The following is a 12,279-nucleotide window of genomic DNA, read 5'->3' as shown; positions in this document are numbered from 1 at the left end:
GGAAGTTGTTTGTAACTCGGGGTAAAGAAGATGCAGAGTGGTGTTGCACCAAAACAACCCACAAGGAATTATTATGCACCACTCTACACACGAGAACAGTAGTGTCTTATTAGAAATGATCCACCAAGTCACAGAAAACGGCGAAAGCGGAATGCTTGAAGCTATGAGAGTATTACTAAATGAAGCGATGAAAGTAGAGAGAAGTAATTCTCTTGATGCTGCTCCATATGAACGCAATGAAAATCGCTTAGGTTATGCTAATGGCTATAAAAACAAAACCGTAAACACTCGACTTGGAGCAATGAAGCTCAACATTCCTCAAGTCAGAGGTGAAATCGATTTTTATCCAAGTTCTTTAGAAAAAGGCTTACGAAGTGAGCGAGCTTTGATGACAGCTATGGCCGAGAGTTATATTCAGGGAACTTCGACAAGAAAAGTCACGAAACTTCTAGAGAAAATGTGTGGTCTTTCCGTGAGTAAATCACAGGTGTCACGAGTTGTATCTGAGCTAGATGAAAGCTTAGAAAAGTGGCGTAACCGTCCTTTAGGGAAATATCATTACCTTTTGGTGGATGCGAGATACGAAAAAGTTAGAGTAGATAAGACTGTTCGAGATTGTGCTTTGTTAATTGCTTATGGGATAGATGAATCAGGAAAACGCTCAGTTTTAGGTACAAGTGTCTCTTTAAGTGAAGCTGAGGTTCATTGGAGAAACTTTTTCCTATCATTGAATGCTCGAGGACTTCATGGTCTTAAGATGATCACGAGCGACAGTCATTCGGGACTGAAAGCCGCTTTAACAACTGTCTTTGGGTCAATCCCATGGCAGAGGTGTCAATTTCATTTACAGCAGAATGCGGGGGCTTATGTGCCTAAGAAAGCGATGCGTTCAGAAGTTGCACAAGACATTCGAGATATCTTTAATACCCCTTCAAAACAGGACGCCGAAAGACTTTTAAAGCTTACTTGCTTAAAGTATGAAAACAGTGCTTCTCAATTATCTGAATGGATGGAATCCGCACTTCCTGAAGGCTTTTCTGTATTTGATTTAGATCGTTCTTGTTGGACAAAACTGAGAACCACCAATATGATTGAAAGACAGAATCGAGAAATTCTAAGGCGAACTAGAACCGTGTCTATTTTCCCAAATGAAGCTTCACTGCTTAGATTAGCGTCCGCTATTCTTATGGAATTAGATGAAACCTGGATAGCTACAAAAAGAGTTTATCTGTCTGTTTAACTAAAATTGGTCAACACCAATTTACAGAAACAACGGGACTCTATCCTAATTTATAGTTCTCTAATCGGCTTTATTCTTTATTATGCTATCAAAATTATATTAATTTTATCCAAAACTGATAATGAAACAAAAATGATTGTAGAAATTGGGTCAGTATTTTTTATTTTACAATTTTTAATATTTGGTGGAGTATTTCCTTTTATAATTCTAGATATTTTAAACAAAAAATATATAAACAAATTCAAGTCAAACAAAAAAGATCTAACCAAAAAATGAACCTGAAATTCTCGTTCCTCGAATTCAGGTAATTTAGGTCGTTCTGCATAAATGAAAAACACAATCATCCCATAAATCTTTAAAATAGCCTTATCCGCTTAACCTTTGAGCTTAGAAACTTCTCTTTTCTAAAGAGGGGGTTTAACGGTTTTTACTAAAACTGAGCTTAATTAAACACATGCTGTCCCATAGAATGCTTTATCAAAGTTAGGTAAATACGCTTGATCTGGAACTGCTTTGATCTTTGGAGGATCACTGGCTGTCCCACAAGTTTTCAAAAGAGATGATAAATCGAAATAGCTCCACAAAACACCTCGGATTAGAGTCGTAATTCTTGAAAAGGAATGTGGCCACTGAGATCTAAAAGCTAAAAACCTTAGTAAAACATACGTAAGTAGAGCCGTCCAAACTTGCCATTGAATTGCATTTTTATTATGACCTAAGAAGTCAGCTAGCTTCAAGTTTTGTTTTAGTTGTTTAAAGAAAACTTCAATACCCCATCGCGATTGATAAATAGAAGCGATAGAGCTTGGTGCCCACTGTAAATTATTACTTAGAAATTTCAGGGTCTTCATTTTTCCATCAACCTCAACATTAGTGGTAACTAATCGGAGGACTTTGGGGTAATGTTTTTCGGTATTCACCCCATTCAGTTTAATGAGTTGATCTGAAATGATATCCCCTTTAGAGGGCCGTTCCTCAATTATATCATAAGTCATATTGTCTTTAGAACGAGTCACCCAATTGACTCCTCGGGCATCAAGGTGAAAAAGGTGCTTGAAATCAACATAAGCTTTATCGAAGACAACGATTTCACCATCTTTAATGGTAGCACACATCTCCTTGGCTTCTGTTGAATCATGAGTATTAGCTTCTTTAACAATTGCATAGGAAGGTAAAAAAGTTTGAAGGTTTAATTGCATATGACATTTAGCCGCAGCTTTGCGGCGACGATGTTTGGCCCAATTCAAACAATGAGCTACGAATTGAATTGTCGTAGAATCAACCGCATATACGGCTCTTTTGAAACGTTGTGGAAAGTTTGAATTCTGTTTATCTAAACCAAAGCTAGGAAGTTGAGACTGCAGTGACTTTAAAACTTCCCAAAACAAATCTTCCGCCATTGCTGCATTTCGTGTTCGATTGGCATTTGAGAAAGTGTTTCTTTTTGGTGCTGTCGCACCTCTAATCTGAAATAATGAACTGGAGTGATAATGCAAACCATCACATACATCATTTAAACTTAGAGCATGAGAGAGCTGAGTATACAATAAACTTACGACGTGACTCCACGAACTGAATTTACGAGTCTTTATTCCATGCTTCTTAGCAAGTTTATTAACTATGTGAGGTGGGATTAATTGGCAGATCTGTTTTAAGGTTGATAGATTACTTTTGTTTGGCTTCATTGTAGTTCCTTTATTTGTGGTAATTTAAAGTACTCAATGAAGCCAGACTTACTTTCAGTTAGTCCAATTTATCATTTCTTATGGGATGACTGTGAATGAAAAAATATAAAATACCGTTACTACTTGAATCAAAACGAAAGATGAGTAATATTATAAACACAAAAGCCCCCAAGCAAGGGAAAAACTCTTGGAGGCACGTGCTTACGAATTATCTAGTAAATAATTCAATGAGCTTTAAGATCAGGTTGATCGCATGGAGTCCCGCCAAGACAATCCAGCTTTCAGCCTTCTTTTTTTTCGGTTTTCTCTTATGCATTGCATCACCTCCTTTTTTCCCTAGATTTACCTATTGCTAGGTATGGAAAAACGATTAATAAAAGGAAGTGAAAAACCGAACTCGATTATAGCTTTAATTCAGTATTAAACAATCATTGAAATACACAAGAAATCAAAAAGCAGAACAAGAAGCTGGAAGAAAGATTTTCGCTAAGGCTCAATCTCCCTCAGCTTAGACGTTAGTGAATAATAATTGAAAAAACACTTAAAGAGATATATCTTGGTATATACCAATTTAGAGGAGATTAAAAATGCAAACAGCAAAACTATTTCAAAATGGTAGAAGCCAAGCCGTAAGATTACCAAAAGATTGTCGGTTTAGTGGTGAAGATGTATTTATCAAAAGATTCGAGAATATGGTAGTATTACTTCCAAAAGATGATCCATGGGTATCATTAACAGATAGTCTTGATCAATTTTCTGAAGATTTTCTTAATGATCGTAATCAACCTCAAGAACAATTGAGGGAAGCTCTTTAATGAAATATATGTTAGATACAAATATTTGTATTTATATAATCAAACAAAAGCCTATTGAAGTCATTCAGAAACTACGAACACTAAATGTATCGGATGTATGTATTTCATCGATTACTTTAAGTGAATTGGAATATGGCGTGTCAAAAAGTGCACATCCACTTAAAAACAAAATTGCATTAACTCAATTTCTAGGTCCAATCGATATATACGACTTTGACGATAAAGCTGCTGAAATATATGGAAGTGTAAGAGCTAATTTAGAAAAAAATGGAACACCTATTGGTCCTCTAGACACTTTAATTGGTGCTCATGCTCTATCTTTAGATTACACACTTGTGACAAACAATGTAAAAGAGTTCAACCGAATAGAAGAATTAAAAATAGAAAACTGGACTCACTAACCAAAGGTACGACTTAGGGCTCTATACCATGCCTTCGGCATTTCTAAAAATGGCCCCCTCTTTTTTTCCAATAGTTACCGCAGTGGGGCTAATTTATGGCATGCCTTCGATATTCAATTGGTGTCTACTGGCTAATAAAAACATAGAAAAAGGCTAAAGTTGATGGTAACTTTAGCCTTTTTTATTGAAGGGATTTTAGCTTATTTCTTTTTCTTCTTCTCTGGATTTTTGGGAGGGACGATGTGAACTTCGCCGAGTACTTCGTTAACGGTGTAGTAAGCTTGACTATGAAGTAGGTTTTTGCCTTCAGCAGATTTGATGGCTGAAAAATCGAAGTTGTGGTTGTGGCCTTTATAGATTTTATCTAAAGTTATGTGGGCTGACATACCATCAGCAGCGACTTTAAGGTCCGTGATTTCAAGATCGACTTGGTCGACTTCTGGGCTACCATAACCACTCTGATAGATCCAGCTATTAGCATTTGCTTTAATGCTGGTAGGATTTAAGGATGAGGCATCAACTTTTTTAGTGAAATTCAGGTTGAAGCCAGTTTTGGTGATTTGCATACTATGGATTTCAAAGGGTATCTTACCCGTCCAGTTGACGCGCTCAAGAGCACCAGGTTTTTTGCCTGCACTTGCCCAACCACGGTTGGTACCACCAATAAAAAGTGAACCATCTTCAGCCATAACAGCAGGGACATTGCCGGAACCAAAACCTTCACGGAAAAGAATAGACATACCTTGGTAGACACCATTCACTTCTTCTAAGGCTAAACGGGAAATAAGTGAGCCCCATTGATCGTTGGCAAAGAGTTGGTTTTCAAATGGGCCAAATTTTCCGTTTGTATCATCAAGTGCTATACCACTTGTTGAAGAACCTAATTTACGGTGAGGTAAATTAGCTGCAGGGGGGACAAAGTTTTTGATTTTCTCTCTTTCTAGGACAATACGACTACCTGATTTTGGCTCTGGAGTCTTTGGACCGATTTTGTCAGTTAAAGCATAGTATCTATTACCAGTAGGGTTTCCTTGGAAAGAGCCGATTTTGAGGTGCTTGACACAGCTCGTACCATTCCAAAGTCCTTGGTTATCACCATAGAAAACATCACCTTTGTGGTTAATGCCCATACCACCAGGGGAGCGAATGCCTGAAGTTGTTGGAATCATTTCGCCATCTTCAGTGATACGCACACACCAACCGCGGAAATCAGAGGCCGCACCACCTGAACCAGTGAGGCAAAGCACAACCCAGATGTTACCATCTTTATCGTGCTTAGTACCAAAAGCGTACTCATGGTAATTACCGTCAATTCCCCAGTCATCGCTAATGCATTCATAAATATCCGCAAAACCATCGCCATCGGTATCCTTCATGCGAGTGACCTCGGGACGTTGAGTACACCAGAGCCAACCCTTGTAGTAGGAAAGACCAAGTGGTTCGTGAATACCTGTTGCAAAGAGAGTCCATTTATCATTTTTCGGATCATTATCGTAAGCATTTTCAACGATGTATATATCACCTTTTCGTGAACCTACAGCAATTTTATTCTCGGGAAGGACATCAATACAGCTGACTTCGAAACCTTCTGGAACGGGGATGTCGGTAATTGTGTAATAATCGTTTTCACTTTCTGCGAAGAGCGCAAAAGGAAGAAAAAAGAAAAGTAATTTTTTAAGCATTTGGGATCTCCTTAGAAAGAATATTGGATTTGGATTTGAGCTTCACCGCTAGCAAGTTTAACGGGGACCAGGAGTTCCTGTACCTTACCAAAGGGGCGAAGTTCAGCATTTGTGATAGTCATTATACATGAAGGTAGTTTATAGCTATCTTCATTTTTAGTGATCTTATCGATAGCCGCTCTGAAGTAGAGCTTATTTGATTGCCCTTTGATTTTGATTGTTCTCTTTATGCCAGCTTGCTCGGGAAGAGGATCAAAGCGATCTTCAAAAGTGATATCTCCTAGCAAGTACATAAAAGTAGGGTAACGGTTTTTATCGAGCTTGTAGCCTTTAAAACGCAGGGAATGAGTTCTTCTCTGATTAGAATTTCGATTTAATTCTACAGGCCATTTATCATCGGAATTTGCGAGTTCAGCAAACTGTAGATCCAATGGTAGTAGAGCCATGTTTGAGCTGACAGGTGCAATGGATCGCACTCCTCTTCCGTGCCACATAGGAGCGATGTCGACAAATTGACCCGACCAAAATGATGCGAGTGCCATATTAGAAGCATCGAAAATCATGTTCATGTTTCCTGGAAAACTTACTCCGATTGAACGAGCATTGCCTTGGTTTAAGAAATTCCTAAAAACGAGTGCCTTGCCGTCTTTAGCACCGAGGACAATAGGCTTTAGATTGGGGCCACTTTTCTTTTTGCCTATTACATCAACTGAGATGGCTCGTTTCTCAAAGTTTTTATGACGACTCCAAGTGAGGCTTAATTTAGTTTGACCAGCGAGGTCGAAGTAATCGACAATGACTTTTGTTTTACCTGCGGGGAGGTTAACCCATGCACTATCTTTTTCATTAGCAGGATGAACGCCATCGTTATCGACGATGGCTTTGCTACGATCATTGAGGTAAAGCTTTGCACCATCATCAGAGGCTAAGTGAAATTTATATTTTCCCTTTGCAGGAACATTGAGTATACCTTCAAAAACCATGCCAAATTCATTTTTTTGTTCAGCAACTTTAAGGTCGATCAGGCCATTTGTTATTGTCCCACCTTTGATGGGTTTGAGTTTAGTAAAGTCAGGAAGTTTCTTCCAACTACCTTTATATACTTTGTATTTCAAGTCACTAAGTGGAGTAGGGCTATTATCAAGTGTTGATATATAGGCAACTAAGTCTTTTAGATCTTGATCATTTAAAGGCTTTAAAACCGCCGCCATTTGTTGGGAGCCTGCACTGCCATCATTTCTCACACCTGATTTGAAATTTTTAAGCTGTTGATAAAGGTAGGCGTTGGATTGCCCTGTTAAGCGAGGTGCTGGGAGTCCGGCATTTTGATAACCCATTCCTGTTGCACCGTGACAGTGTGTACATTGATTGAAGATTTGGGCACCTTTTTTTGCATTGCCCATTTCTTCATGTGGTGATGGTGCGGCAGGAAGTTTGAGAGCATAATCTAATGCGGCATCCATTTCTGCCTTTGTAATTTTCATCGCCTTTAAAAGACTAGCCATGGTCGTGCTGCCAGTACCACCACGTTTGCCATCCATGATAGCATGCATTTGTTGGTGAGCATATTTTTTCTTTAAAATTGTTAAATTCGGGCCACCTGCAGGTCCGGGAATACCACCGCCATTGGGAGCGTGACACGCAAGACAAGATTTAGTATAAATTTCTTTGCCTTTATTAGGTGCGCCTAATAAGGGTATAGAGAAGGTAAAACAAAGGGCGATGGCCAATGTTTTTTTAAATGGTTCTATAAGCATATTTTATCCTTTACTTCTTTGTGTCACTAAACGCTTGAAAACAAAATGTGTTACATTTTATGTTATATTGAACATATACTACGTCACCAAAATTGAGATTATTGCACTAAAACGGCAAAAAAGTGTTCTTTTTTGTCATTTCAGTCTTTTTGTGAGTTTAGGTATACAATCGTGTATTATATCGAGATTGGATCTGCGCCTAAGCTTCCAGTGAGTTTAGAGACTTGATCTTTTTTCCTTACTTTTTGCTTAAGTATCTTTAATCTTTCTTCAAGAGTACGACGAGTTTCTTCACGGATATTCAGTTTCTCTAATTTCTCATTGAGGTAAGCAATATGTTGAAGACGAGCTTTTTCATCTTTTGCGACTTTCGCATTAATGCGGGCTTTATACCAATCACTTGCAATGACATGCTCTCTTGAAAAGAGTTCGCGGAATTTTGGGGCATCAATTGTCATACCTTCGTATTCACCATTGGCCATAATGTGAACAAGAGCTTTGAGAGGAGGGATGGCAGTTTCCGCAGAGCCTTCATCAATAAAGCGTTGCGCAATGAGCGTCTGATTCTCTACGATATTATTAATGCCATCGACAAAATCTTCCATAGATTGAATCTCCGGGCGGAGCATATCGCCAGGGAAAATAGTGTGAGGGTTATCGAAGATTTTCCCCATGAAACGGGTTGTGAACTCTTTAGTAATTCGATAGCCCAAGCGACTCGCTTTAACTGCTTCGCCAGCATGTTCAAAATCATCAATTTTCTCAAGGAAAGAATTTTTGATGAGGTACTCAGCATCGCGTTCTTGAGACGTGAGACGAGCCCAAATTTCTGGGATAATTAAACTGATGTCATGATCGAGTTTATAGCGCTTGCCAATAAAGCCAGCAGCTGAAGAAAAAGCTTGATAGCCCGTTAGGATATAGGATAGCAAGGCATTGTTTAAGTCCGCTGTTGCAGGAAGGCAGTTAAAAGGCCCTTTGGTGAGTGCGCCTTCAGATCCAGCCCCAGTAGTAGAGGGGGATTTGCCTGTTAAGCTACAAATGAAATCCATGAAAAGTTCAGGGAGTTCTTGGTAGTGAAGTGGGTTATAGACGGCGAGCGGACGAATTCCTGGTTCCGCGGGATTGTTGCGTCGACCAGGAAGAACGGCATTAACAGGATTGTAGAGGGCTTGCTCCGGTGTGAGTTGACGAGCAATTCTTGCTGAGACTTCTGCGAGATAATGGGGTTCTTGGGAATAGAGGTCTCCACGAGTTTGTAAGTAGCGAGGATTTTTTGACGGAGCACCATTAACGATTCGTGGAGCATCTGAAGCCACAAAGAAATTGTCGCCTTGGGCTGCTTCTTTAATATTATTTTGCATGACATCGGTGTATTCAGAAAGCTGAATACTGTGTTCCAGCATTTCTTTGGCTTTCTCAGCTGGGAGAGCTTCGAAGTTGCAAACAAAAAGATTGTCACTGGCAAGGTCGGCCTCTGCTTCGTGATCGAAACCACGGATGATGGCGTCGTCAGGACGTTGGAAAAAACGGAATTCACAGTTCTCTACAATTTTAACACTTGGATTAGTATAGTCGCTATTTAAGCCGACTAAGGCATCGCTTGGAACCACTGCCGAAGCAGAAATATCATCTTCCCATTGGATTTTATAGCTTGGCAGGAAGTCTTGGCGAAGTTTAAATGTGCGCCAGCTGCTGTCATTATTTTGCGCAACTCGCAAGTAAATTCCCGTGAGTTTGCGGTTGTCGCATTTTAGTTCGTGACCATTTTCGCCATTGACTTCATCAACGGAGAAATGACTTTGCCAATCTTGTCCCCATTCTTCGCGATAAAAGCGCTTCACCATAAAGACAATTGCTTTTATATAACCAGGAATAGAACGAAGCCAGCTATTATAGGATTCGCTATATTTTGAAAGTGGCGTGAGTAGTTTGATGACTGAACCCAAACTCCTTTCAGGGCTGAGGATAGGACGGCTCATAGGATCGGAGGGCCCTGAGTCTTTAAAGCGTCCGCGATAGGTGCGGTTGATAATCTCTTCAACCTGTTTCATGTCATCATGAAATTGATTGACAAAAACGGGGCCAGCAAAAGTGGCATTTGAAAGAGATTTTGAGATCTCGGATTTACCACCACCAGAAACGGTACAGGGCTTGTGACACAAGGTTCCTTCTGCTTCAGTTCCCACAAGTCTCCATGAATCTGTGTAAGGATGTTTTTCGAGAGAGACTTTATAGCCATTGGCTAGAACATAGTGAGCGTTCTCGGCAATGGGGATACTCAGTTCATCACCCCAAGAAACTCTTTGTGTAGAGAGATCAAAGTAAGCATCATTGGGAAGGTAAAAAATATTGCTGAAGTTTTTGTCGATGGCGTAGCCCAATCGTTTATGCTCAGCATTATCACCCAAAGCTTGCATCATTTTTTCAAATGTGGCTTCGGGGTCTTTGTTTAAAACGCTTGCAGAAATTTTACTCGCCAAGTGGTAACGTGGGAGGGCAAGGGCACCACCTGCATGTTCTTCTTCTGCTAAACCAAAGAGGTTGGCGGAATAGGATATTTGAGTTTTGACTTCTTTCTTACAATAACCAAAATAGTTGTCGGTAATGATAGTAATGACTTGTCCATCTTTATTGCGAGAACAGATCTTAAAGGGTTGACCATCATTATAGAGTTCATCGTCTTTGGTCCAACACATACCATCGCGTTTTTGGCGTTCGCTAGCATCAGAAAATTTAGGCAAGCCTAATTCTTTTTTGGTGAGTGTGAGGAGCTGCGGAGCTAAAATGACGCAGCCAGTGTGCCCCGTCCATGTTTCAGGATCCAAAGCTGCATCATTTTCAGCTTGATAAGGATCTCCACCATTGCCAAAAATAGATTCGACGAAATCAAGGCTAGAAACGAGGCCTGCAGGTGCAAAGAAACGAATCTCAAGAGATTTGGCAGAAGTGAAGCCAGGGATAGACGGGACAACCAATGGACGAAGAAGAAGTGAGGTGAAAGCATGCGCGGGTTTAGAGAGTTTACTTGTGAAAGGTATGCGCATGAGTTCATCGGGGACATCATTAAAGGAGTGATGAAGCATTTTTTCAAAAATGGCTACGGGAACTTCTTTTTTATCAAATGGAACAGGGATATCACCTTCGACAATGTGAAAAACACCTTTGGTAGTACGACGGTCATTTTTGGGATTGTGTAAAACACCCTGCTTGATACGAACGGAGTTGACATAGGGAGTTTTATATTCTTTAGCGTCAGGGGGGAGAGAAAGTTCACGAGCCATACCGTAAATATCTAGAGAATAGCTGGTCGCAGGGAGGCTGACTTTGTCAGCACCGATTAAGTCATTGATGTAATTTTGAATACGCGTGTCGACCGGCGATAATTCTGTTTTAGAAAAGCGTTTGCGCGCTTGGATATTATTAATGATATTGTGGGCAATGCCCATCTCTTCATCATCAAGTGTCGTGGGCTCTCCTAGTAAAGACAAGCGAAGGTTGAGGTATTTTACGAGTTGTTCACGGTTGCGAAAAGTGGCTTTGGTTCCCGTTTGTAAACGAGCTTTCTCTAAATCTTTCATGTCGATCTCCAAAAATTGACTGTCGGCGTAAAATATGCCTCTAGTCTTGGGAAACCAAAATGAATTGAGTTAATATAAGGTAAAATTTCTTTTCAGAAATAACGCTACCTTTTTAGCCATAAGCTTTAATGATTTTGTCAATCATTAGAGTGGTCGAAAAACCGGCCTTAAATTTAAGGATTTGGATCTCGATATCTCGTTCTTCTAAAGCACGGCGCTCATTCTGATTGATAGTATCAATCGTGTAGTCACCACCTTTGACATAGATATGGGGTTTGATTTCCAGAAGAGTGTTTAGGGCTTCAAGATCTTCGAAAATCACGACTTTGCTGACGCAATCGAGTGAGGCGAGCATATAGGCACGATCTTCTTCATTGATGATTGGGCGACGTGGGTCTTTTAAGGCTTTTACTGAGCTGTCACTATTGAGTGCAATTACTAGGGCATCCCCAAGTTCAGATGCTTCTTCTAAGTACTCCATGTGTCCAGGGTGAAGTAGGTCAAAAACGCCATTGGTGGCAACGACTTTTCCAGTGAATTCAGATTTCCATTCGGTGAATTCACGAAGACTCATAATTTTATCAGTATTAGCCATAATATACAGATCCTTGAATTTTAGCAAAAAAAAAGCGCCGATAAAATCGGCGCCTGAAAATCAATACTTTGTGGTTTATTTTACCACAAGACCAGTACGGATACAAGCTGTGCAAGCATTTACTGTGCAAGCAGTACCATTGATTTTGGCCTTTACTTTCTGGATGTTTGGCTTAAAAACACGCTTGTTAGTTTTAACAAGCTTTAAACCGATACCACCAGCTTTCTTCGAAATACCACGGTGAACAATTGTTCCACCAACGTGTGGTTTTTTTCCGCAAAAGTGACATTCTTTAGCCATCGTTATTCTCTCAATCTAATCATTTAAAAACAAGAGGAAGTGAGTTGTCTGGGGCTCGAACCCAGGACCCACGCCTTAAAAGGGCGTTGCTCTACCAACTGAGCTAACAACTCGAGTTCCTGAAAAATTGTGTGCTAACAATACGCAAAAGTCAGATATATGCAAACCGTATTTTTTAGAAAAAGTAAAAAAAAGTAAATAAGCTTGCCAGTGCTTTTGATCT

9 protein-coding genes and 1 tRNA gene are annotated in these 12,279 nt (G+C 39.9%); 3 read left to right on the top strand and 7 right to left on the bottom strand.

What is annotated here, in order from left to right:
* The first annotated feature begins 73 nt into the window (after nucleotides 1–73).
* A complete protein-coding gene (locus tag PQO01_RS19485; protein ID WP_274312071.1) occupies nucleotides 74–1,240 on the top strand; it encodes an IS256 family transposase in 1,167 nt (388 codons plus the stop codon).
* A gap of 446 nt (nucleotides 1,241–1,686) precedes the next feature.
* Here the strand turns inward: PQO01_RS19485 and PQO01_RS19480 are convergent, their stop codons facing one another.
* A complete protein-coding gene (locus PQO01_RS19480) occupies nucleotides 1,687–2,925 on the bottom strand; it encodes an IS4 family transposase (protein ID WP_274315900.1) in 1,239 nt (412 codons plus the stop codon).
* A 587-nt stretch (nucleotides 2,926–3,512) separates the two neighbouring features.
* Here PQO01_RS19480 and vapB point away from each other — a divergent pair.
* Complete coding sequence (gene vapB / locus PQO01_RS19475) at nucleotides 3,513–3,740, top strand: type II toxin-antitoxin system antitoxin VapB (RefSeq protein ID WP_274315899.1); 228 nt, start codon at nucleotides 3,513–3,515, stop codon at nucleotides 3,738–3,740.
* The gene (gene vapC / locus PQO01_RS19470; RefSeq protein WP_274315898.1) at nucleotides 3,740–4,141 is read left to right on the top strand and encodes a type II toxin-antitoxin system tRNA(fMet)-specific endonuclease VapC; all 402 of its coding nucleotides are present in this window, start codon (nucleotides 3,740–3,742) and stop codon (nucleotides 4,139–4,141) included. Before vapB ends, vapC begins: the two co-directional genes overlap by 1 nt.
* 200 nt (nucleotides 4,142–4,341) lie before the next feature.
* On the opposite strand, the gene PQO01_RS19465 is transcribed toward vapC, so the two are convergent.
* The 6 genes from PQO01_RS19465 to PQO01_RS19440 form a co-directional block, all read right to left on the bottom strand.
* Nucleotides 4,342–5,823, bottom strand: a complete 1,482-nt coding sequence (locus PQO01_RS19465; RefSeq protein ID WP_274315897.1) for a DUF7133 domain-containing protein — start codon at nucleotides 5,821–5,823, stop codon at nucleotides 4,342–4,344.
* A gap of 11 nt (nucleotides 5,824–5,834) precedes the next feature.
* Nucleotides 5,835–7,580, bottom strand: coding sequence for a c-type cytochrome (locus PQO01_RS19460; RefSeq protein ID WP_274315896.1), 1,746 nt, complete (start codon nucleotides 7,578–7,580; stop codon nucleotides 5,835–5,837).
* A gap of 176 nt (nucleotides 7,581–7,756) precedes the next feature.
* Nucleotides 7,757–11,161 (bottom strand): PPi-type phosphoenolpyruvate carboxykinase family protein, encoded by a 3,405-nt coding sequence (locus PQO01_RS19455; RefSeq protein WP_274315895.1) that lies wholly within the window; start codon nucleotides 11,159–11,161, stop codon nucleotides 7,757–7,759.
* 112 nt (nucleotides 11,162–11,273) lie between these two features.
* Nucleotides 11,274–11,756, bottom strand: a complete 483-nt coding sequence (locus PQO01_RS19450; protein WP_274315894.1) for an adenylyltransferase/cytidyltransferase family protein — start codon at nucleotides 11,754–11,756, stop codon at nucleotides 11,274–11,276.
* Between the two features lie 75 nt (nucleotides 11,757–11,831).
* On the bottom strand, nucleotides 11,832–12,056 hold the full coding sequence (rpmB, locus tag PQO01_RS19445) for a 50S ribosomal protein L28 (protein WP_007278385.1): 225 nt from the start codon (nucleotides 12,054–12,056) through the stop codon (nucleotides 11,832–11,834).
* A gap of 40 nt (nucleotides 12,057–12,096) precedes the next feature.
* Nucleotides 12,097–12,169: transfer RNA gene (locus PQO01_RS19440), tRNA-Lys, on the bottom strand.
* Nucleotides 12,170–12,279 lie beyond the last annotated feature (110 nt).

The organism is Lentisphaera marina, from assembly GCF_028745505.1.
Classification (GTDB): domain Bacteria; phylum Verrucomicrobiota; class Lentisphaeria; order Lentisphaerales; family Lentisphaeraceae; genus Lentisphaera; species Lentisphaera marina.
Note: the sequence above shows the minus strand (reverse complement) of the source record. Positions and strands in the feature narration are given on the sequence as shown.

Excerpts from the sequence above, each read along its gene's own strand:
- PQO01_RS19455 (WP_274315895.1), bottom strand. The coding sequence starts at position 11,161 with ATGAAAGATTTAGAGAAAGCTCGTTTACAAACGGGAACCAAAGCCACT.
- PQO01_RS19460 (WP_274315896.1), bottom strand. The coding sequence starts at position 7,580 with ATGCTTATAGAACCATTTAAAAAAACATTGGCCATCGCCCTTTGTTTT.
- PQO01_RS19450 (WP_274315894.1), bottom strand. The coding sequence starts at position 11,756 with ATGGCTAATACTGATAAAATTATGAGTCTTCGTGAATTCACCGAATGG.
- PQO01_RS19485 (WP_274312071.1), top strand. The coding sequence starts at position 74 with ATGCACCACTCTACACACGAGAACAGTAGTGTCTTATTAGAAATGATC.
- PQO01_RS19465 (WP_274315897.1), bottom strand. The coding sequence starts at position 5,823 with ATGCTTAAAAAATTACTTTTCTTTTTTCTTCCTTTTGCGCTCTTCGCA.
- rpmB (WP_007278385.1), bottom strand. The coding sequence starts at position 12,056 with ATGGCTAAAGAATGTCACTTTTGCGGAAAAAAACCACACGTTGGTGGA.
- PQO01_RS19480 (WP_274315900.1), bottom strand. The coding sequence starts at position 2,925 with ATGAAGCCAAACAAAAGTAATCTATCAACCTTAAAACAGATCTGCCAA.
- vapC (WP_274315898.1), top strand. The coding sequence starts at position 3,740 with ATGAAATATATGTTAGATACAAATATTTGTATTTATATAATCAAACAA.
- vapB (WP_274315899.1), top strand. The coding sequence starts at position 3,513 with ATGCAAACAGCAAAACTATTTCAAAATGGTAGAAGCCAAGCCGTAAGA.